This window comes from Nocardia asteroides (assembly GCF_021183625.1).
GTDB classification, from domain to species: Bacteria; Actinomycetota; Actinomycetes; order Mycobacteriales; family Mycobacteriaceae; genus Nocardia; species Nocardia asteroides_A.
Map to the genome: position 1 here is coordinate 2,809,329 of NZ_CP089214.1, position 20,685 is coordinate 2,830,013.

General features: G+C 71.7%; 22 protein-coding genes. 13 read left to right on the forward strand and 9 right to left on the reverse strand.

Annotated elements, in window-relative coordinates; translation table 11 throughout:
• Nucleotides 1-64: 64 nt before the first annotated feature.
• Nucleotides 65-652 carry a PH domain-containing protein gene (locus tag LTT61_RS13580; protein ID WP_233020999.1) on the forward strand — a complete coding sequence of 196 codons (588 nt, stop codon included), beginning with the start codon at nt 65-67 and terminating at the stop codon, nt 650-652.
• Nucleotides 649-2,271, forward strand: a complete 1,623-nt coding sequence (locus tag LTT61_RS13585; RefSeq protein WP_233020319.1) for a PH domain-containing protein — start codon at nt 649-651, stop codon at nt 2,269-2,271. Before LTT61_RS13580 ends, LTT61_RS13585 begins: the two co-directional genes overlap by 4 nt.
• Here LTT61_RS13585 and LTT61_RS13590 read toward each other — a convergent pair whose 3' ends face one another.
• The 5 genes from LTT61_RS13590 to typA all read right to left on the reverse strand — a co-directional run bounded on the left by LTT61_RS13590 (nt 2,272) and on the right by typA (nt 7,518).
• Complete coding sequence (locus LTT61_RS13590) at nt 2,272-2,637, reverse strand: hypothetical protein (RefSeq protein WP_233020320.1); 366 nt, start codon at nt 2,635-2,637, stop codon at nt 2,272-2,274.
• Nucleotides 2,634-2,792: a hypothetical protein gene (locus LTT61_RS13595; protein WP_233020321.1), complete on the reverse strand. Its 159-nt coding sequence runs from the start codon at nt 2,790-2,792 to the stop codon at nt 2,634-2,636. The genes LTT61_RS13590 and LTT61_RS13595 overlap by 4 nt, the downstream gene beginning before the upstream one ends.
• Before the next feature lie 29 nt (nt 2,793-2,821).
• Complete coding sequence (mshB, locus tag LTT61_RS13600; protein ID WP_233021000.1) at nt 2,822-3,739, reverse strand: N-acetyl-1-D-myo-inositol-2-amino-2-deoxy-alpha-D-glucopyranoside deacetylase; 918 nt, start codon at nt 3,737-3,739, stop codon at nt 2,822-2,824.
• On the reverse strand, nt 3,739-5,544 hold the full coding sequence (locus tag LTT61_RS13605; protein WP_233021001.1) for an ABC transporter family substrate-binding protein: 1,806 nt from the start codon (nt 5,542-5,544) through the stop codon (nt 3,739-3,741). Before LTT61_RS13605 ends, mshB begins: the two co-directional genes overlap by 1 nt.
• 72 nt (nt 5,545-5,616) lie before the next feature.
• Nucleotides 5,617-7,518: a translational GTPase TypA gene (typA, locus tag LTT61_RS13610; RefSeq protein ID WP_233020322.1), complete on the reverse strand. Its 1,902-nt coding sequence runs from the start codon at nt 7,516-7,518 to the stop codon at nt 5,617-5,619.
• A 172-nt stretch (nt 7,519-7,690) separates the two neighbouring features.
• Here typA and LTT61_RS13615 point away from each other — a divergent pair, with 172 nt between their 5' ends.
• Both LTT61_RS13615 and LTT61_RS13620 read left to right on the forward strand, forming a co-directional pair.
• On the forward strand, nt 7,691-7,864 hold the full coding sequence (locus LTT61_RS13615) for a hypothetical protein (RefSeq protein WP_233020323.1): 174 nt from the start codon (nt 7,691-7,693) through the stop codon (nt 7,862-7,864).
• A 32-nt stretch (nt 7,865-7,896) separates the two neighbouring features.
• A complete protein-coding gene (locus LTT61_RS13620) occupies nt 7,897-8,193 on the forward strand; it encodes a 4a-hydroxytetrahydrobiopterin dehydratase (RefSeq protein ID WP_233020324.1) in 297 nt (98 codons plus the stop codon).
• On the opposite strand, the gene LTT61_RS13625 is transcribed toward LTT61_RS13620, so the two are convergent.
• On the reverse strand, nt 8,132-9,355 hold the full coding sequence (locus tag LTT61_RS13625) for a mannosyltransferase (protein WP_233020325.1): 1,224 nt from the start codon (nt 9,353-9,355) through the stop codon (nt 8,132-8,134). The two genes, LTT61_RS13620 and LTT61_RS13625, sit on opposite strands and share 62 nt — an antisense overlap.
• A gap of 305 nt (nt 9,356-9,660) precedes the next feature.
• Here LTT61_RS13625 and LTT61_RS13630 point away from each other — a divergent pair, with 305 nt between their 5' ends.
• Both LTT61_RS13630 and LTT61_RS13635 read left to right on the forward strand, forming a co-directional pair.
• Nucleotides 9,661-10,446 carry a hypothetical protein gene (locus LTT61_RS13630; RefSeq protein WP_233020326.1) on the forward strand — a complete coding sequence of 262 codons (786 nt, stop codon included), beginning with the start codon at nt 9,661-9,663 and terminating at the stop codon, nt 10,444-10,446.
• Between the two features lie 70 nt (nt 10,447-10,516).
• Nucleotides 10,517-10,837 (forward strand): hypothetical protein, encoded by a 321-nt coding sequence (locus LTT61_RS13635; RefSeq protein WP_233020327.1) that lies wholly within the window; start codon nt 10,517-10,519, stop codon nt 10,835-10,837.
• A gap of 82 nt (nt 10,838-10,919) precedes the next feature.
• On the opposite strand, the gene LTT61_RS13640 is transcribed toward LTT61_RS13635, so the two are convergent.
• Nucleotides 10,920-11,639, reverse strand: a complete 720-nt coding sequence (locus LTT61_RS13640) for a DUF1906 domain-containing protein (protein WP_233020328.1) — start codon at nt 11,637-11,639, stop codon at nt 10,920-10,922.
• A 167-nt stretch (nt 11,640-11,806) separates the two neighbouring features.
• Entirely contained in the window at nt 11,807-13,000 is a 1,194-nt protein-coding gene (locus tag LTT61_RS13645; protein WP_233020329.1) for a hypothetical protein, read from the reverse strand.
• Between the two features lie 341 nt (nt 13,001-13,341).
• On the opposite strand from LTT61_RS13645, the gene LTT61_RS13650 reads away from it, so the two are divergent.
• From LTT61_RS13650 to LTT61_RS13665, 4 genes are read left to right on the forward strand one after another with little or no spacing between them, the layout of a single operon-like run.
• Nucleotides 13,342-13,989 carry an ABC transporter permease gene (locus tag LTT61_RS13650; protein ID WP_233021002.1) on the forward strand — a complete coding sequence of 216 codons (648 nt, stop codon included), beginning with the start codon at nt 13,342-13,344 and terminating at the stop codon, nt 13,987-13,989.
• Nucleotides 13,986-15,320, forward strand: a complete 1,335-nt coding sequence (locus LTT61_RS13655) for an ABC transporter ATP-binding protein (RefSeq protein ID WP_233020330.1) — start codon at nt 13,986-13,988, stop codon at nt 15,318-15,320. The genes LTT61_RS13650 and LTT61_RS13655 overlap by 4 nt, the downstream gene beginning before the upstream one ends.
• Entirely contained in the window at nt 15,317-16,078 is a 762-nt protein-coding gene (locus tag LTT61_RS13660; RefSeq protein ID WP_233020331.1) for an ABC transporter permease, read from the forward strand. Before LTT61_RS13655 ends, LTT61_RS13660 begins: the two co-directional genes overlap by 4 nt.
• The gene (locus LTT61_RS13665; protein ID WP_420094784.1) at nt 16,075-17,064 is read left to right on the forward strand and encodes a glycine betaine ABC transporter substrate-binding protein; all 990 of its coding nucleotides are present in this window, start codon (nt 16,075-16,077) and stop codon (nt 17,062-17,064) included. Before LTT61_RS13660 ends, LTT61_RS13665 begins: the two co-directional genes overlap by 4 nt.
• On the opposite strand, the gene LTT61_RS13670 is transcribed toward LTT61_RS13665, so the two are convergent.
• Nucleotides 17,051-18,409 (reverse strand): MFS transporter, encoded by a 1,359-nt coding sequence (locus tag LTT61_RS13670; RefSeq protein ID WP_420094810.1) that lies wholly within the window; start codon nt 18,407-18,409, stop codon nt 17,051-17,053. The two genes, LTT61_RS13665 and LTT61_RS13670, sit on opposite strands and share 14 nt — an antisense overlap.
• Nucleotides 18,410-18,567: 158 nt before the next feature.
• On the opposite strand from LTT61_RS13670, the gene LTT61_RS13675 reads away from it, so the two are divergent.
• From LTT61_RS13675 to LTT61_RS13685, 3 genes are all read left to right on the forward strand, one after another.
• Nucleotides 18,568-19,074 carry a MarR family winged helix-turn-helix transcriptional regulator gene (locus LTT61_RS13675; protein ID WP_233020333.1) on the forward strand — a complete coding sequence of 169 codons (507 nt, stop codon included), beginning with the start codon at nt 18,568-18,570 and terminating at the stop codon, nt 19,072-19,074.
• A 124-nt stretch (nt 19,075-19,198) separates the two neighbouring features.
• Nucleotides 19,199-19,747: a hypothetical protein gene (locus LTT61_RS13680; RefSeq protein ID WP_233020334.1), complete on the forward strand. Its 549-nt coding sequence runs from the start codon at nt 19,199-19,201 to the stop codon at nt 19,745-19,747.
• A complete protein-coding gene (locus tag LTT61_RS13685) occupies nt 19,744-20,637 on the forward strand; it encodes a hypothetical protein (RefSeq protein WP_233020335.1) in 894 nt (297 codons plus the stop codon). Before LTT61_RS13680 ends, LTT61_RS13685 begins: the two co-directional genes overlap by 4 nt.
• Nucleotides 20,638-20,685 lie beyond the last annotated feature (48 nt).

Below are 20,685 nucleotides of genomic sequence, written 5' to 3' on the forward strand. Positions count from 1 at the left end.
TTCGTGCCACCATGGGGCCATGACGCCGAACCTGCCCGGCTCGGCCGGGGAAGAGGGGCCGGGGATGCGCTCGGCGCGCGCCGGGGAACCGCTCGTTCCGCCCGCACCCCGGGACGAGGCGGTCGATGCCGGGCACGTTCAGGCGAGTGCCGCTGGGCGGGGAACCGGGACAATCCTCGCCGATCCGGCGTGGCGGCCGGATCCGCGGGCGCAGCTGCTGTGGGGTACGGAGATCGTGCTGAGCTGGCTGCTGCCGGTGATCGGGTTCGTGGTGTGGGCCGTGCTCGACGACGGGCGGCGCGGGTTGCAGGCGGTCGTCGGGACGGTGCTGGTGATCGCGGTGGTGGCGACGGTGGCGGTGATTCCGGTGTGGCGGTATTCGGTGCATCGGTGGGAGATCACCGACGAGGCCGTGTACACGCGGGTGGGGTGGTTGACGCAGGAGAGCCGGGTGGCGCCGATCTCGCGGGTGCAGACGGTGGATATCGAGCGGGGGCCGCTGGATCGGGCGTTCGGGCTGGCGACGGTGACGGTGACGACGGCCTCCTCGGCGGGGGCGGTGCCGATCGCGGGGCTCGACCTGCCGGTGGCGGAGGACGCGGTGGCGCGGTTGACGCGGATCGCTGCCCTGCACCGGGGCGACGCCACGTGAATCCGTGGCTGCGGCTGGACAAGCGGATGCTGCTGGTGCATCCGGTGACCGAGGTGGTCAAGTACGTTCCGGTGCTGATCGGGTCGGTCATTCTCGGGGCGAGCAGCGGGAATCACCTGTGGAGCCTGATTCCGACCGGGATCGTGGTCGGGCTCGCGCTCACGCGGTGGTTCACCACCACCTATCGGGTCGGGCCGACGCATGTGGAGCTGCGGACGGGGTTGCTTCAGCGGCGCAGCCTGTCGGTGCCGCGGTCGCGGATCCGGTCGGTGGATATCGAGGCCGACCTGCTGCATCGGGCGCTCGGGCTGGCGGTGCTCGCCATCGGGACCGGGCAGCAGGCGGAGGCCGGGGAGCGGTTCAAGCTGGACGCGCTGGACGCGCGGCTGGTGCCGGGGCTGCGGGCCGAGCTGCTCGACGATCCGGTCGCGGCGGCGCGGGATGCCGTGGTCGAGGAGCCGTCGGGGCGGGAGATCGGGCACTGGCGGGCGGGGTGGGTGCGGTACGCGCCGCTCTCGCTCACCGGGTTCGCGATCGTGGCGCCGGTGGTGGGGTTCGGGTTCCAGTACGGGTTCGGGGAGCGGGTGTTCCGGTCGGCGGTGCGGGGGGTCGGCGGCGGGAATCCGGTGCTCGGGGTGACGGGGCTGGTGCTGCTCGTGGTGCTGGTCATCAGCGTGGCGGCGTGTGCGCAGTACCTGGCGACGTACTACGGGCTGCGGGTGCTCGACGACGGGCGGACGCTGCATCTGCGGCACGGGTTCTTCACGACCAGGCAGATCACGCTGGATCTGGCGCGGTTTCGCGGGGCGACGGTGAAGGAGCCGCTGCTGCTGCGGGTGGCGGGTGCGGCTCAGCTCGAGGCGATCATGACCGGGGAGAATCCGCGGCAGCGGATCCTGCCGCAGGCGCCGGGGGCGCGGGTGCACCACACGCTCGCGCATCTGCTGACGCCCGCGGCGCGGCGGGTCGGGGCGCACGCGCCGGTGCTGGTTCCGGGGGAGCCGGACGATTTCGCCGAGGGCGACGCCTTGGCGGCCGAAGCCCCGCCGAGGACGCGGTCGGTCGGGCTCGATGTGCCGACAAGGACGGATCTGCCCGGGTCAGGGATAGAGCTCCCCGGTACAGCCCCGGAGGCCGCTGAGGCGCCGGGGTCGGTGGAGCTGATTTCGCACGGCCGGGCGGCGCGCTATCGGCGGTACACGCACGCGGTGAACCCGACTGCGGCGACCGCGCTGGTCCCGCTCCTGGCGAGCCTCGCCGGGGTGCGTTACTCCCCCTGGTGGTGGCTGGCACCGGCGCTGCTCACGCTCGCCGCGGTCGCGCTGGCGGAGGACCGCTACCGCGGGCTCGGCCACGCGGTCCTGCCCGCGACCCCGCTCGCCCCGACCTGGCTGGTCACCCGCTCCGGCTCGCTCGATCGGGACCGCGACTGTCTCGCCGCGCCCGGCGTGCTCGGCTGGACCGTCCGGCAGACGTTCTTCCAGCGCCGAGCCGGGCTCGCCACGCTGGTGGCCGCCACCGGGGCAGGCAAGAAGCGCTACCAGGTGCTCGATGTGCCGGTGGCCCGCGCGTACGAGATCATCGAGCAGGTCACGCCGGGACTGGCCGGAACCCGCTGATCAGGTGCGGGCGACGTAGATCATCGGCGGAATAAGCCCGCAGAAGAGCAGCAGCAACGTCTGCCAGTTGCTGCCGAGCAGCACGTCACCGCCGGGGCCGGAGGTGGCGCAGATCAGGAACCCGAGCGTCCACACCAGCAGCGGGAGCAGCCGCAGCCCGGCCCGGTCACTGACCGTGCCCGCCGCGTACACCAGCCCGACGTTCACCGCCCCCGCGATCAACGCGGACAGCGGAAAGGCCACCGCGCCGAGATAGGTGGGCAGATACAGCACCTCGAGCACCAGCGTCAGCAGCGCGTCGACGGCGAGCACCACCAGGATGATCGGGGCGAGGGCCGCGTAGAGCGGCCTGGTGTCCGCGGTCACGGAACCGGCGGGTATCCGAGCAGCTCGAGCAGGTGGCTCTGCATGTCGACGAAGGCGTAGAGCGCCGACATGTACATCTCGTGCTGGTGCGCCCCGTTCGGCCGCAGGGTGTCGACGAACGCGATGATCGCGTTCTGGAGATCCCAGTTGTACATGGGCGAAGTCTATGCCCCGGTGGCGCCGGTCACGCCGGGCCCCGCACCGGTTCGGCGGAATCCGGGAACTCGGCGATTCCGGCGAACAGGTCGTCCTCGCGGCCGTCCGGCCCGACCGCGCCGAGCTCGCCGCGGACCAGCACGAAGTGCTCCTCCGGCAGCACCGGCTGGGCGACGCCGTTGGAGAGCGCGAACTCGCGGCCCGATGGCGCGACGGTGACCTGGGTGGCGTGCGCGCGCAGCGCGGCCCGCTTGGCGGCCAGCTCCTCGGCGACGTCGATCGTGGTGGTGACGGTGCTGCCGGGCACGCCGGGGAGTTCGTCCTCGGCGGGCAGCCGCCAGCCCTGCGGCAGCCTGCCGGGCAGCCCTTCGACGGTGCGCCTGGCCAGCGCGGTGGTGTGCTGGCGGAGCAGGTCGGCGTCGGTGACGGTCCAGTAGAACTTGGGCACGTCCCAGCCCTGCTCGGCGGCCGCGGCCACCGCGGCGGTGGTGATCTCGTGCGCGCGGATGTGGTCGGGGTGGCCGTAGCCGCCGTGCGGGTCGTAGCTGACGACCACGCGCGGCTTGCGCTCCAGGATTTCAGCGGTGAGCGCCTCGACCGCCGCCTCACCGGAGTGGATGAAGGCGCGCGGATTCGACGCGGAGGGGGTGCCCGCCATGCCGGAATCGCGCCAGCGGCCCGCGCCGCCGAGGAAAACAGGCGGTCCCGCGTCCAGGGCGGCGAGCGCGCGGGTGAGTTCCAGCACCCGGTACCCGCCGAGCTGGTCGGCGTGCTCGGCGGTGAGCTGGGCCCAGCGCTCGCCGATCACCTCGCCCTCCTCGCCGAGCGTGCAGGTGATCACCGCGACCGGAATGCCGCGCCTGCGGTAGTGCGCGATGGTGCCGCCGGTGGTGATGGTCTCGTCGTCCGGGTGCGCGTGCACCAGCAGCAGCCCGCCGGTGGCGATCACGGGAGCCGCCGCCACATCGCGGCGTCGCCGAAGATGCCGACCTGGATGGCGCCGCTCAGCGAGGCGCCGTCCACCCGCGGGCCCGCGGCGGCGACCACGTTGTCCTGCATGATCGGCAGCACGGTGTTGAGCGCCCAGAGCTTGGGTTCGGCGTCGGCGAGCACCGCGGCGACGTCGATGCCGCGCAGCGCCGTCTCGATGGCGGGCTGCAGGGTCGGGTCGCAGACGCCGGAGAGGTTGCTCGGGGCCTGCCTGGCGGCCTCGACATCGGCGGGCTCGTCCTCGCCGTCGCCGAGCTGCGGGCGCGGCGGCGGGCAGCCGTAGCGGGAGGCGAGCACGGTGGCCGGGTCGGAGCCGGCGACCTCCCAGCCGACGATGACGTCGATGTTGCCGTCGACGAGCTCCCTGCCGTACAGCTCGTCGGCGGGGAGGCTGCGCACGGTCGCGTCTATTCCGGCGCTGCGCAGCTGGTCGGCGGCGGTGTTGGCGACCGCGAGGGTGCTCGCGTCCTGCTGCACCGCACCGATCCGGACGGTGAGCGCCCTGCCGTTCTTGCCGACGGTGCGCGGCTGCGGGGCGGGCGAGGTGACCGAGGTGTTCGGCGGCGGCTCGGGGGCCCGGCCGAACCCGGCCTCGGCGAGCATGGCGAAGGCCTGCTCGGGGCTCGGGCGGGGCGGGGCGGTCGGGACGTAGCCGGGGTCGGAGGGGGACAGGATCTGCGCCTTGGCCGGTTCGTACCAGTCGCCGGTCTGCGCGCCGACGGTGGCGAGCAGCGTCGGGTCGAGCAGCGCGAGCACGGCGGCGCGCACCCGGGGATCGCCGAGGTCGCCGGAGCGGCTGTTCAGCACCATCTGCATGACCCGGGACTGCGGCATGATGCCGGTCCGCACCGACGGGATGGCGGCGAGCTGCGCGCGGGTCGCGACGCCGCCGTGCACCAGCGCCATCTGGGTGTCGTTGGTGCGCAGCGACCCGGCCAGCTGGGCGGGGGTGCCGCCGCGGCGCAGCAGGATCTGGTCCGGCACCGCGGGCGTGCCCCAGTAGCGGTCGTTGCGCTCCAGCAGGATCTCCTCGCGGCCGGTGTCGGCCGAGCGGATGCCGAACGGCCCTCCGGAGACCCTGACCCCGTTGACCTCGCCGTTCATTCCGCGCTCGAAGCCGCCGGGGGCGTCCTTGAGCAGGTGCGACGGCAGCAGGTTGGTGAAGAGTTCCCGCCAGGCGGGGTAGGGCTGGGTGAGGGTGACGGTGACGGTCTTGCCGCCCGCCGACGACTCCACGTCCTCGATCAGCCGGTAGCCGGCCGGGTCGGTGACGCCGGGCTGGGAGATCATCTCCTGCCACAGGTAGCGGAAGTCCTCGGCCGCGATCGGGGCGCCGTCCGACCAGGACGCCTCGTTGCGCAGCTTGTAGGTGATGGTGAAGGGCTCCTGCGCGGAGATGTCCGCCGCGAGGACCAGCGCGGAGTCCGGCACCCAGTCGGTCGCGCCGGGCGCGGCCAGGCTCGGGATCGGCCGGAACGGGCTGGGCAGCACCATGGAGGCGATGGCCGAGGTGGCCTGCGACTGGTCGGCCCGCAGGTGCGGGTTGAAGGCGCTGCCGATGCTGTCCAGCGCCACCACGACCGTGGTGGCGGCGGGCTTCACCGGTGTGGTCTGCGGGCTGTTGGTGCTCTCGATCGGCGGCGGCGGGTTCGCCGCGCAGCCGCCGAGCAGCACCACGAGGGCAGCCAGGGCGAGCGCGGTACGCGCCGCTCCCCGGTGCCGGATCCGCGCACGACGGCGTGCGCGCTTGCTCCCACCCATCACCACGCCACGGACTCTACTGGGCCGTCCCGCATCCGGCCTCGGTGCGGGACGGCTTCCACCCGGCACGATCTACTGCGCCGCGGCCCGATCCCGAGCCTTGCGCCGGGACAGCTCGCGACCCCGCTCGGTGGCGCCGAGAATGACCTTGCGCACCCGGACCACCTCGGGGGTGACCTCGACGCACTCGTCGCCCGCGCAGAACTCCATCGCGGCCTCCAGGTCCAGCTGCAGCGGCTTGGCCAGGGTCTCGAACACATCCGCGGTGGAGCTGCGCATATTGGTCAGCTTCTTCTCGCGGGTGACGTTGATGTCGAGGTCCTCGGCGCGCGGGTTGATCCCGACCACCATGCCCTCGTACGTGTCGGCACCCGGCTCGACGAAGAACTGCCCGCGGTCGCCGAGCTGGATCATGGCGAACGGGGTGACGCTGCCCGCGCGGTCGGAGACCAGCGAGCCGGTGTGCCGCGCCCGGATCTCCCCCGCCCACGGCGCGTAGCCGTGCGCGACGGCATTGGCGATGCCGGTGCCGCGGGTCTCGGTGAGGAAGTCGGTGCGGAAGCCGATCAGGCCGCGCGAGGGGACGATGAACTCCATCCGCACCCAGCCCGCGGAGTGGTTGGTCATCTGCACCATCTTGCCCTTGCGGGCGGCGAGCAGCTGCGTGATCGCGCCCAGGTACTGCTCCGGCGCGTCCACGGTGAGCTCCTCGAAGGGCTCGTGCACCTTGCCGTCGACGATCCTGGTGACCACCTGCGGCTTGCCGACGGTGAGCTCGAAGCCCTCCCGGCGCATCTGCTCGACCAGGATGGCCAGCGCCAGCTCGCCGCGGCCCTGCACCTCCCAGGCGTCCGGGCGGCCGATGTCGAGCACCCGCAGCGAGACGTTGCCGACCAGCTCCTGGTCCAGCCGCGACTTCACCATGCGGGCGGTGAGCTTGTGCCCCTGCACCCGGCCGACCAGCGGCGAGGTGTTGGTGCCGATGGTCACCGAGATGGCGGGCTCGTCCACGGTGATCCGGGGCAGCGCCACCGGGTTCTCCGGGTCGGCCAGGGTGTCGCCGATCATGATCTCCGGGATGCCCGCGATGGCGACGATATCGCCCGCGACCGCGCGCTCGCCCGGCGTGCGCTCGACGCCGATGGTCTGCAGCAGCTCGGTGATCCGGACCTGCTTGACGCCGTCGGCGTGCATCCAGGCCACGGTGGAGCCCTTGACCAGCTCGCCGCTGTAGATGCGGACCAGCGCGAGCCTGCCGAGGAAGGCGGAGGCGTCGAGGTTGGTGACGTGCGCCTGCAGCGGGCCGGTGGGGTCGCCCTTGGGCGCCGGGATGTACTCGAGCAGGACGTCGAAGAGCGCGTCCAGGTTCTCCGCGGAGGGGGCGTTGCCGTTCTCCGGGCGCTCCTTGCTGGCCTTGCCCTCGCGGCCGGAGGCGTAGAGCACCGGCAGGTCGAGCGCCAGCTCGGCGGCCTCGGCGGCGGCGTCGTCCAGGTCGGAGGCGAGGTCGAGGAGCAGGTCGTGGCTCTCCTCGACGACCTCCTCGATCCTGGCGTCCGGGCGGTCGGTCTTGTTGACCACCAGGATCACCGGCAGCGAGGCGGCGAGCGCCTTGCGCAGCACGAACCTGGTCTGCGGCAGCGGCCCCTCGGAGGCGTCCACCAGCAGCACGACACCGTCGACCATGGAGAGGCCGCGCTCGACCTCACCACCGAAGTCGGCGTGGCCGGGGGTGTCGATGACATTGATGACGGTGACGGAGCCGTCCGGGTGGTGCCGATGCACCGCGGTGTTCTTGGCGAGAATGGTGATGCCCTTCTCGCGCTCGAGATCACCGGAGTCCATCACTCGATCGACGAGTTCGGCGCGTTCGGCGAACGCCCCCGACTGCCGGAGCATAGCGTCGACCAGGGTCGTCTTGCCGTGGTCGACGTGGGCCACGATGGCGACGTTGCGAAAATCGCGTGCAGACGACACGCCTGATCCTCCTGCTGTTGATGTGCGGTGCCGGCCGTCGCGTGGAAAATATGGGCGAGGACAGAACTCGCCGGGCGTACGGCCGCATCACACACTACCGGCAGGTCGCTTCGGACCCACGGTCGCGTGCGGGGTGTTCTCCCGCACGCAAAGTTAGGCTAAGCTAACCAACGTGGGTATCAAGGCGGAGAAGGTTTCCACGTTGAAACCGAAGAAGAAGTGCTGTCGGAAGAAGACGCGCTGCGTGAAGTGCCCCGTGGTCGTCATGCGGATGAAGAAGCTGGAAGCGGCGGGCGTCTGCGGCAAGGACCTGAAGAAGGGGCTCAAAGCCGCGCGCGCCGCGTAGCTTCTCGCCGCTCGAACGGGTACCCAGGCTCTATGGGTACGCCACTGCTGACCGATTCCGAGATCACCGAGGCACTGTCCGAGCTGGACGGCTGGTCCCGCGACGGTGCCGCGATCACCCGCGCGATCGAGGCCGAGTCCTTCCTGGCAGGCATCGATCTGGTGCGCCGGGTGGCCGAGGCCGCCGAGCGGGCCGATCACCACCCCGACATCGATATCCGGTGGCGCACCGTCACCTACACCCTCAGCACGCACTCCGCGGGCGGGCTCACGGCACAGGACGTGGCGCTGGCTCGGGAGATAGATCGGCTGGCTCGCTCCGGCGGCTGAGCCGCCCCGAGCGGATCACCCACAGGTAGGTGGCCACCGCGCCGATCACATCGACGGCGCCGAGCCAGGAGAGCACGGCCGGGCGCGGGATGGTCCAGATGGAGTCCTGGGCGAAGGACAGGATCCAGGGCACCCCGATCAGGGTGGTCACCAGCCAGTAACCGGCCAGGAGCCGCGCGCCTGCCGCCTGCTTCAGCGGGCCGTACAGCAGCCAGAGCACCGTCGGGACCAGCCACACCCAGTGGTGCGACCACGAGATCGGCGAGACCAGCAACCCGAAGATCTGCACCACGATCAGGGTGCCGAGCAGGTCGTCCGGGGCCAGCGCGCGCCAGGCCAGGAACGCGAGCACCGCCGCGACCAGCACCGCCACGATCCACACCGGGCCGCTCTGCACGTCGTGCCCGAGCAGCCGGCTGAGCGTGCCGCGCAGTGACTGATTCCACACCGACCCCACCGGGCCGATCCGGTCCGCGTCGCCGAGCAGCGTGGTGAAGTAGCGCCGCGCGTCGGCCGGGGCCACCAGGAAACTGAGCCCGACGGTCGCGCCGAAGACCACCGCCGAGAAGACCGCGGCGAGCCAGCGCTTGCGCGCCACGAAGTACAGCCCGGTGATGGCCGGGGTGAGCTTGATCCCCGCGATCAGCCCGACCAGCCCGCCGGAGACCCACCACCGGCCGCTGCGCACCGCGAGCATCGCGCCGAGCACCAGGAAGACGTTCACCTGGCCGTAGTCGATGGTGGTGCGCACCGGCTCGGTCCACATCCCGATCGCCGTCCACCAGATCGCCGCGGTGCGCCACCCGGGTTCGGCTGCGGCCTCCTTGCCGAGCAGCAGCTCGAAGCTGATCCGGATCACGGCGTAGAGCCCGGCCACGATGGCCAGCAGCCAGCCCACCGCGACCAGGGTGAACGGCAGGTAGTGCAGCGGGAGGAAGACCATCGCCGCGAACGGCGGGTAGGTGAAGGGCAGCGGGAAGTCGGGGGTCTTCTCCGAGTAGGTGAAGTCGTAGAGGGTGTCGTTCAGCAGCCCGGCCGAGCCGTCCACGTAGACGTGCAGGTCGACGACGTTCATCCCGTTCGGGACGACGAGCAGCCAGGTCAGCCGAGCGAGCAGGGAGAGGCCCAGTACCGCGACCGCCCAGCGCGGGTGTCGATTCACATCGCGAGCTTTCGAACTGGCCGCGGCGGGACCCGGCGCGACGGCGGAAAGGGCTGCTCCACCTTAGCGGGAGCGGAATCGGCGCGGCGTCCCAGGCCCGACCTCGCTCGGCAGTAACATAGGTCACACTGTCAACTCCGGTAACAGACGCTCGAGTGTCCCATCCAGCACTGGCACAGCTCGACGCGCGCATCGGGGCGGTGGCGCTGTACACGCGGCGACGTTGTCCCTAAAGTGACCCCGACACGATGGCGTTCTCGCCTTCGCGTCCCCCGATGTACCCGAAGGTAAGGACGGCTAGCCCAGTGCTTCGCACCCGATCGCGGATCGCCCTTTCCGCCCTCGCCCTCACGGCGAGCGCCACCCTGGCCGTGCCCGCCACCTCGGTGGCCGCCCCGGCGCCTGCGGCGACCGCGGCCGGCTACAGCGTGCCGATGGTTCCCGAGGGCGTCCCGGTGGACGCGCTCGCCGCCCTCGCCCCCGCCATCGCGGGCGCCATCGCCGGTCCGGCGGATATCGCCGCGGGCCCGCAGGCCGCCATCCTCGACCAGGCGAAGGCACTGCTCGCGAGCCTGAACCTGCCGCCGCAGATCCGCTCGACGCTGGAGCGGATCATCACGTTCCTCGACGGCAGCGGCGGCGGCGGCCCGGAGATCCCCGGCGACGGTCCGGTCATCGCGCAGTTCCTCTACCCCTCGATCGGCAAGGGCTGCATCAGCGCCTCCGCCGATTCGATCGGCACCGCACTCGCGGTTCCCGGCCCGGCCCAGCTGCCGCCGCCCGGACCGGCGTCCGGCCAGACCGGTTTCGTCTTCACCGCGCTCGGCACCAAGGAGCCGACCGAGGTGCAGAACCCGCCGTTCACCGTGCAGTGGCTGAACCTGGACACCAGGCAGTCCGGCGTGCAGGTGCTGACCAACGAGGCGAAGATCAACCCGGGTGGCCCGGCCACGCTCTCGGCGATCGTCGACACCGGCCGCGGCCGGGTCGCCGCCGTGGTCTCCGGTTCGCTGACCACCCAGGCCGACGCGGAGTCGGAGCCGCGCACCTGCTCTTTCCTGCCGACGCTCGGATTCTTCAGCGTCGCCTGATATTTCCCGCCACGACGGCGCCCCGCGAGCCACGCTCGCGGGGCGCCGTCTTGTGTGATAGACCACAGGCATGGTGAGCACCAGACGGTCGATCCGGAGCAGGCGGTCGCTGCTGTCCATTCGTTCCGAGGGGTCGATCCTGTCGATCGGCTCGGCCTACTCGATCCTGTCCGTCGGGAGCGTGGGGTCGGTGCTCTCGGTCGGTTCGGTGGGGTCGTTCGGCTCGCTGCTCTCGTCCGGGTCGTTCCTCAGCCTCGGCTCGGCCTTCTCCGGGCTCTCCCGCTGGTCACTGCTCTCCTGGCGCGGGCTGCACGCCGAGCCGGAGCGCAGGCCGGTGCTGCGCGTCGTCCCCGACGCGGAGCCGGATCCGGTGCGGCACAGCCAGACCTGACGCCGGCGCCGCCCGGCACCCGCCGCGGTCAGCGGACGCGCGGTGCCCGGACCGGGATGCGGCACGGCTACTGCCGCCGCGATCACCACTGCCCGTATTGCGGGCGCAGGATGTGGTTCCGGTCGATGCCGACGCCGTCGATCGCGCGCTTGTCGATCTCGAACTGGTGCAGGTGCGCTGCGGGGTGCACGAAGCCCTTGGGCGTTCCCCAGTCGTGCTGCCAGAACCAGGTCGCCAGCCCGGCCACCCTGGCCAGCTCGATGGTCGGCGCGTTGGCGTAGATGCCGGTGTTGCTCTTACCCACCACCCCGTTCCAGCCGAGCAGGTAGGGCGCGATCAGGGTGGCGAACTCGACCGCGGTGGGGTTGTCGTCGATGGCGGCGTAGATCGGCCGGTCCTCCGCCCCGCCCGCCTCGAGGTGCAGCTCCAGCCCGCGCTCGGCGTGTTCGCGCCCGGCCGCGAGGCCGCCGCGCCAGTCCGCCGTCGGGCCCTTGCCGAACTGGTAGCAGGAGACGATCTCCAGTCCGGCGTCCCGCAGCTCGGCCACCTCGCCGGAGAGCAACGGCTTGCCCGCCATCCATTCGGCGCCCGGCCTGCGGTCGGAGACGTACCGGATGACGCCTGCGTGCCCGGCCTCCGCGATGGCCTCGGCCGAGGGAACGCCGCCGGAGTAGTCGATCAGGGTGCCGAGCGGGGCGGCGGAGGCGCCGGGGGCGCGCATTCCGACCGCAGCGACGGCGGCTCCGGCGGCCGCGAGACCGAACACGGCGCGGCGGGAGAGGGCAGCGGAAGACGAGCACATCGCAGGACTCCTTCGTGACCCCCCGTGCACCCTGTCGAACTCGAACGAACAGCGTGCCCGGCGCACCTTCCCCTGGTCACACGCGCCGGGAGCCTCGAACGTGGACTCATTCCACCACAACCCCACGCGAACCGCCAGACTCATGGACAACACCGGTCACAGCGGCGTCAGACGGCCTTCCCGATCCGCGCGCCCACGTCGATCACCCGGCCGGAGCCCGAGGTGAGCTCCTTGCGGATCACCGCCGCGACCTGCGCGACCACCTGCTTGCGGATCTTCGCGAGCGCGCCGAGCGTCGCCGCCCTTACCCCTTCGGCGGCGAGCTCGAGCCGGATCTCGGCCGGGTCCGGCGGGTCGACGTCGATGACGAGCAGCAGTGGGTCGGCGGCGCGGGCGGCCAGCACCAGCGGCACCTCCAGCTCGGCCCGGTACCGGTTCGCCTTGAGCACGTCGACGGTGATGTCGAGCGCGACCGGGAGGGTGATGTCGTAGACCACCGGCTCGATATGGCCGGGCGCGGGCTCGCGGGCGCGCAGCGTCGGCAGCCGGACGGCGCCGCGCACGGTCACCGTCGCCCGGCGACCCGGTCCGGTGCGCAGCGGCCCGATCTCGATCGGCCTGCCCGCCAGCCGCTCCTCGAGCACCGCGTTCACCCGCTCCGGGGTGACCAGCAGCGGGAAGAAGCGCCTGCCGAACTCGGCGTAGTCGATCCAGTCGAAGGCCCACTCCGCCTCGGCCCTGCGGCGGTGCGCCGATTCGGTGCCCGCGACGATGGCCTCGATGTCGAAGACCCGGCGGCGGCGGGTCTGCGGGTCGGCCAGCATGGGGTTCACCCGGTTGGCGACCTCGCGCTGCACCACGCCGGCGATGGGGTCGAGCAGCATCTCGTTCACGGCGTCGCCCGCCTGGGTGCGCAGCACCACGCTGACATCGTCGGGGCTGATGGCGGGGATGTCGATGACCACGAGCAGCGGGCTCGCGGTGCGGGCGTGCAGCGCGATCTCCACCGAGACAACGGCCTCCAGCCGCAACTTGCGCCCACCGAGCAGCGCCTTGAGCGCCAGCGAGACCGGAACCGTCACGGTGTAGTGCACGTGCGGGCCGTGCCGGACGATCCGCGGCTCCCCCACCTTGCCCTCGGCCACGAACCCGGCGAGCCCGGCCGGGCCGAGCTTGAACGGCCCGAAGGTGATCTTGCGCCCGGTGACCCCGGCGACCGCGGCGGCCACCCGCTCCTCGGTGACGGCGTGCGCGACGAAGCGCTCTCCGAACTCGGCGTACTCCAGCCACCGCTGCTCACGCGCGGGCTCCCGCTCCGCGCGCGGGGCCGGAGCGTGCGGTGTCTCGTCGGTCGGTCGCATCTCGTTCTTCCGAAAAACCTCAACCTGGGCAGCGGACACAGCACACGCTACGCGACGAGGGGGGAGCCCTGTCCTGCCGATGAGGGGGAGGCAGGACAGGGCTCGCGGGCGACGCTGCCGGGCGCCGCGCTCCCATCGTAAGCCCCCGGCGCCGAAACGCCACCCTCGCATCGGCCATTCAGGTTGGGCGGCAACAGTTTTCCTCGGCCCGATCGGAAGCTCGGGCAGGCGGGCGACCTCGGCCGGAGAGCGCAACGCGCCGCTCCCGGCGCGCGGAACGCCCGCTTCGCGGGGTCGGAGGGGTTAATCTGCAACCCAACACCGGGCCGTGGGAGGCAATCCTGGACACCTTGTGGACCTTCGTGGTGAACCGGCGCGCGCAGCTGCTCACCGATTCCTATCTGCATGTCTCGGCGGTGGTGCAGTCGGTATTCCTGGCCACCCTGATCGCGGTGCTGATCGGGATCCTGGTGTATCGCAGCCCGTTCGGCTCCTCGGTGGCGACCGCGCTGGCCAGCGCGGTCCTCACCATTCCGTCCTTCGCGCTGCTCGGGCTGCTGATCCCGATCTTCGGCCTCGGCGTCGCGCCCACCGTGATCGCGCTGGTGCTCTACGCGCTGCTGCCGATCCTGCGCAACACGATCGTCGGGCTGGCGGCGGTGGATCCCGCTGTCACCGACGCGGCCCGCGGCGTCGGGATGAACTCGATGCGGGTCCTCACCCGGATCGAGCTGCCATTGGCCTGGCCCGCCATTCTCGCAGGCATGCGGGTCAGCACCCAGATGATCATGGGAATCCTCGCCATCGCGGCGTACGCCAAGGGCCCCGGACTCGGCAACCTGATCTTCTCCGGGCTGGCCCGGCTCGGCAGCCCGACCGCCGTGCCGATGGCGCTGACCGGCACCGTGCTGATCGTGATCCTGGCCCTGCTGCTCGACGGGATCCTCGTCCTCGTCGGACGACTCACCATCTCGAGGGGAACGACGTGACCGACACCGACCTGCACAAGTCCGCGGGCACCGACGCGGTCTCCGGCGTCGAGATCGTGCTCGACTCGGTGACCAAGCGGTACCCCGGCAGCGAGAAGCCCGCGGTCGACAATGTCTCGATGACGCTGCCGCCCGGGGAGATCGTGGTCCTCGTCGGCCCGTCCGGCTGCGGCAAGACCACGACCATGCGGATGATCAACCGGCTGATCGAGCCCACCTCGGGGAAGATCACCATCGGCGGCGAGGACGCGCTGCGGATCAACGGCGACCAGCTGCGCCGCAAGATCGGCTACGCCATCCAGCAGTCCGGGCTCTTCCCGCACCTCACCGTCGCCAAGAACATCGCGACCGTGCCGGGGCTGCTCGGCTGGGACAAGAAGCGGATCGCGGCCCGGGTCGAGGAGATGTTGGACCTGGTCGGGCTGGACGCCGCGACCTTCCGCGACCGCTACCCGCGCCAGCTCTCCGGCGGCCAGCAGCAGCGCGTCGGGGTGGCCCGCGCGCTCGCCGCCGACCCGCCGGTGCTGCTGATGGACGAGCCGTTCGGCGCGGTCGACCCGATCACCCGCGGCTTCCTGCAGGACGAGCTGCTCCGGCTGCAGGCCGAGCTGCACAAGACCATCGTCTTCGTCACCCACGACTTCGCCGAGGCGGTCAAGCTGGGCGATCGGATCGCGGTGCTCGGCAATCAGTCCCGCATCCTGCAGTACGACACCCCCGAGGCGATCCTGGCCGCGCCCGCCGACGACACCGTCGCCGGTTTCGTCGGAGCCGGCGCCGGGCTGCGGCAGCTCACGCTCACCCGGGTGAGCGATATCGAGCTGCACCCCACCCCGGCGGCGCTGGAGACCGACGACATCGCCGGGCTGCGCGCCGAGCTCGCCCGCAGCGGGGACTCCCTCGCGCTCGTGCTCGACGAGCGGCGCAGGCCGCTGCGCTGGGTCACCGCCGACCAGCTGGACCGCGCCGCCTCGCTCGCCTCGGTCGGCACCCCGGTGGCCGACTGGGTCGCGCGCCGCTCGACGCTGCAGGACGCGCTGGAGGCGCTGCTCGCCGAGCCGACCGCGACCGCCATCGTCACCGGCGACCGGAACGAGTACCTCGGCACCATCGCGGTCGACACGCTGGTCTCGCACCTCGCCACGGTGCGGCACGCGGCCGAATCGCCGGAGCACGAGGCGGCCAAGCCCCCGGCGGGCAACGCGTCCGCGGCCGACGACACCGCGAAGCCCGCGGCGGGCACAGCGCCCGAGCCGACCTCGGCGGCGGACGCGGAGGCGGCGGCCGGTGACACCGGCAAGCCGGGCAGCGGAACCTCGGAGCCTTCGTGAGCACCGCGACCTCGACCGGCGCCGAGCGCAGGGCCGAGCGGCTGCGGCTGCTCGCCCAGCCGCTGCTCGTCGCGATCCTCGTCGCCGGAGTGCTGATCTGGGCCTTCAACCGGGATCTCACCGCGACCCAGGAGGCGAGCGTCAACGTCTCCAATGTCGCCACCGTGACCTGGCAGCACATCCTGATCACCGTCACCGTCGTGCTGATCGTGGTGGCGCTGGCGGTGCCGATCGGCACCCTGGTCACCCGGCCCGGCTGGCGCAGGCTGGCACCGGTCTTCGTCGGCATCGCCAATATCGGCGCGGCGGCTCCGGCGATCGGCCTGATCGTGCTCTTCTACCTGGTCACCAGCACCACCGGGTTCTGGATCGGGGTGGCGCCGATCGCCTTCTACTCGCTGCTGCCGGTGCTGCGGAACACCATCCTCGGCTACCAGCAGGTCGATCCGGCGGTCGTGGACGCGGGGCGCGGGCAGGGCATGTCGCAGTGGGCCGTGCTGCGGCGCATCGAGTTCCCGCTCGCGATTCCCTACATCCTGGCCGGGCTGCGCACCTCGCTGGTGCTCGCGGTCGGCACCGCGACGCTCTCCTTCCTGGTCAGCGCGGGCGGGCTCGGCATCCTCATCGACACCGGCTACAAGCTGCGGGACAACGTCACCCTGGTACTCGGCGCGGTGCTCGCGGTCGCGCTGGCGCTGCTGGTGGACTGGCTCGGCGCGCTGGCCGAGCAGTACCTGGGGCCCAAGGGGCTCCGGTGACGACGGGCTGCTGTACGCGGCGGGGGCTGGGCGCGCTCCTGGCGGCGGCGGTCCTGGCGCTGACCGGGTGCGGGCTGGAGTCCGGCGGCGCGGTGCCGCTGAGCGTCGGGCCGGGCAGTATCCGGCCGGTGCCCGCGCTGGAGGGGGTCGCGGTGACCGTCGGCTCCAAGGACTTCACCGAGCAGCTGATCCTCGGCTACATCATCGAGTTCGCGCTCACCGCGGCCGGGATGGAGGTCCGCGACCTGACCAATATCCAGGGCTCGAACAGCCTGCGCGATTCCCAGCTCAACGACCAGATCGACATCGCCTTCGACTACACCGGCACCGGCTGGATCAACTACCTCGGCAACGAGAAGCCGATCCCGGATTCGCAGGGCCAGTTCGAGGCGGTGCGCGACGCCGATCTCGCCGCCAACGGCATGCGCTGGGCCGCGATGGCCCCGGTGAACAACACCTACGCGCTGATCACCAGCGCGGCGTACGCGCAGCAGACCGGGGTGCGCAGCCTCTCCGACTACGCGAAGCTGCTCAACTCCAACCCCGGCGCCGCCGTGACCTGCGTCGGCACCGAGTTCAACGTCCGGCAGGACGGCTACCCCGGCATGGCCCGCGCCTACGGCATCGACAACGGCAGCGCGCCCAAGCAGATCGTGCAGGACGCGGTGGTCTACAGCGCGGTGGCCGACGGCGGCTCCTGCCGGTTCGGCTCGGTGGCCGCCACCGACGGCCGTATCCCGGCGCTGGACCTGCTACTGCTCGCCGACGACCGCGCCTTCTTCCCCAAGTACAACGCCGCCCTGGTGATGACCGACGCCTACGCCACCGAGCACCCCGAGGTGATCACCGTGCTGGAGCCGATCACGAAGCTGCTCACCAACGAGTCGGTGACCGAGCTGAACCGGCTGATCGACGTGGAGGGCAGGGAGCCCGCCGAGGTGGCGCGGGACTGGATGGTCGAGCAGGGCTTCGTCACGAAGGGGTAGCGGCGTCCGCCGTGCGCTTCATCGGGATGCAGGCGGTGATCAGCACCGCCAGTGCGGCCGCGGCGACCGAGATGTAGAAGGTCAGCAGGAAGCCGTCCCGCGAGGGCAGCTGGTGCCCGCCGAGCTCCATCGTCATGTGCGCGAGCACGACGCTCATCACCGCCGCCGAGGTCGAGGTGCCGATGGCGCGCATCAGCGCGTTCAGGCCGTTGGCCGCGCCGGTCTCGCTGATCGGCACCGCGCCCATGATCAGCGCGGGCATGGCCGCGTAGGCCAGCCCGATGCCCGCCGCCACGATGCTCGCGGCCAGCACGATCTGCCAGACCGCGCCCATCCACACCGCCGCGCTCAGGTAGCCGAGCCCGACCACCGTCGCGCCGAGCCCGAGCGTCAGCTTCGGGCTGCGCGCCGCCGAGATCCGCGCCGAGACCGGCGAGAGCAGCAGCATCATCAGCCCGCCCGGGGCGAGCGCCAGCCCGGCCGCGACCATGGAGAGGCCGAAACCGTAGCCGGTGGCCTCGGGCGCCATGAGCAGCTGCGGGAAGGTCAGCGACATGCCGTAGAGCGCGAAGCCGATCGCGATCGATGCCAGGTTGGTGAGCAGCACCCGGGGGCGCGCGGAGACCCGCAGGTCGACCAGCGGCGCCTTCCGGCGCAGCTCGTACCAGCCGAAGACGAGCCCGGCGACCAGCGCGAGCGCGAGCAGCCCGAGGGTACTGCCGCTGCTCCAGCCCCAGTCGGTGCCCTTGGTGATGGCGACGAGCAAAGCGACCAGCGTCACGGCGAGCCCGATGGCGCCGAGGAAGTCGAAGGGGGCGGGCGTACGCACCGCCGACTCCGGCACCAGCAGGAAGACCAGCACCGCGCAGAGCGCGCCGAGCCCGGCCGAGGTCCAGAAGAGCACGTGCCAGTCCGCGTTCTGCGCGATCACCGCGGCGAGCGGGAGCCCGACGGCGCCGCCGACGCCGAGCGTCGCGCTCATCACCGCGATGGCCGAGCCCACCCGCTGCGGCGGCAGCTCGTCGCGCAGGATGCTGATACCGAGCGGAATCGCGCCGGTGGCCGCGCCCTGCAGCGCCCGGCCGACGATCTCCGGCCCGAGCGAGGAGGAGAGCGCGCAGACCAGCGAGCCGATGACCAGCAGCAACAGCGACACCAGCAGGATCCGCCGCTTGCCGAACATGTCGCCGAGCCTGCCGCTGATCGGCATCATCACCGCACCGGCCAGCAGCGTCGCGGTGATGACCCAGGAGGCGTTCGTCGGCGAGGTGCCGAGCAGCCCGGGCAGCAGCGGGACGATCGGGATGACCAGGGTCTGCATGAGCGAGACCACGACGCCGACCATGCTCAGCGTGGCGATCAGGACGGCGGGCGGCGGCAGGCGACGCTCGCCGCTGAGTGACCCGGTGTCGGATTCGGCGGTGATACTCACATGTGCACGGTACACATCATGTGCATCGTGCACAATTTGGCGCTCCCCCGGTCCTGGGACATAGTGGTCGAATGTCCGATTCCGGTTCCGGCGAGTACGACGCGGTCGAACGGCTCTCGTTCGAGCTGACCCTGCTCTCCCGGCACTACACCGGCGCCACCCCGCGACGCGCGGGGCACCAGCTCGAGCGCTCGGCCTTCCTCATCCTGACCCGGCTGGAGCTGGAGCACGCGCTCAGCCTGCGCGAGCTCGCCGAGGCGTTCCGGCTCGACATCTCGACGCTGAACCGCCAGGTCGCCGCGATGTCCAAGCAGCAGCTCGTGGTGCGGGTTCCGGACCCGGACGGCGGGGTGGCGCGCAAGGTGCGGGCCAGCGCCAAGGGGCTGGAGCTGCTCGCCGCCGACCGCGCGCTCGCGCACGAGGGGCTGCGGACGGTGGTCTCCGACTGGCCGGAGGCCGACCTGGCCCAGCTCGGCGCGCTGATCTCCCGGTTCAACCGGGATATCGAGCAGCGCGAAGAGAATCCGTGGCCGCGCCCCGCCGCCGATTCCGTCGCCGAACCAGGTCAGCGGCCGTAAATTCTCCGCCGCCCGGCGAAAACCTCCCGCTCGCTTCGGATCCGCCGCGGACAGCACCGTTTCGGATCGCGGTGGCGAGGCATTCCCGTCTCCGACACATCGGGTTCGGCAAAGGAGGAATCGGGTGTCTGCTGGAGTGTTGGCCATCGTGGTACTCGTGGTGATCGTCGCCGCGGCCGGGATCGCCCTATTGGTGCGGCCCGCGCTGCGGAGCAACAAGCTGAAGCGCAGATTCGGCCCCGAGTACGACCGCGTGGTGACCGCGGCGCCGGACAAGCGCAGCGGCGAGCACGAACTACTCGACCGCGAACGCAAGCACGCGGAGCTCGAACTGCGGCCGCTGGAGCCCGCGCGCACCGCGAAGTACTCCGAGCGCTGGAACGGCGTGCAGGAGCAGTTCGTGGACGACCCGGCCGGCGCGGTGCGCGAGGCCGATCGCCTGGTGACCGAGGTGATGGCCGAACGCGGCTACCCCACCGGCGGGTACGAGGAGCAGGCCGCGCACCTCTCGGTGCGGCACACCGCGGTCCTCGAGCACTACCGGAAGGGCCACGAGATCGCCGGCCGCGACGCCTCCACCGAGGATCAGCGCACCGCCATCGTGCACTTCCGCGAAATCTTCCGTGACCTGCTCGACGATGGCCATTACAGCACCAAGGACGTGAACGCATGAGCACCGACCAGAACAGCACCCGCGACCGGGACCAGGTCCGGATCAGCGGCGGGCCGGGGGCGCCCGGCGAATCCACCGCCGTCACCGAGCCCTCGGCGACCTCGCACGACACGACGCGAGATGATGTCGCCGGCCACGAGCCGCACGCCGGCGAGCGGCACGCGCCGACCGACCCCGGCACCGACGGCACGCACACCGCGTCGGACACCGACCTGACGCACACTCCGTCGGATACCGGCTTGACGCACACCGCCTCGGATACCGATCTGCCCCACACCGCGTCGGATACCGATCGTGCGCATACCGCGTCGGATACCGACGGGACGCACAGCACGACGCATTCCGATGGGGCGTACACCGCGTCGGATTCCGATGGAGCGCACGACAAGTCGCACTCCGCCGTCGTGACGGACGACGCGGCGAGCGCGGACGGACTGTCCGGTAAGCCGACGATCACGGCCGATCCGGTCGTCTCCGGCGAGCCCACCACCGACCACCACGCCGACCACGACACCACCCCGGACCTCGACGCGGAGCCACACTCCGCCACGGTCTCCCGCGAGCCCGCCGTCCCGGCCACCACCGCGACGACCCCGCAGTCCGTTGACACCGCCGACAAGCCGTTCTTCGACCGAGACCTGCTCGACGTCCTGGAGACCCGCTGGAAGGAAGTCCAGGGCTCCTTCGTCGACAACCCGCACGACGCCGTGACCAGGGCCGACCTGCTCGTGGCCGAGACCGTCGAGCAGATCACCACCCGCTGGTCCGAGCGCCAGCAGCAGCTGCAGGGCCGCTGGTCCCGCGGCACCGACGGCGACACCGAGGACCTGCGCCAGGCGCTGCGCGAGTACCGCGACTTCTTCCAGAAGCTGCTCACGCTCGGCAACTGACCCGAGCCCGAGAAAGCACCGGCCCGCGAATCCGATTCGCGGGCCGGT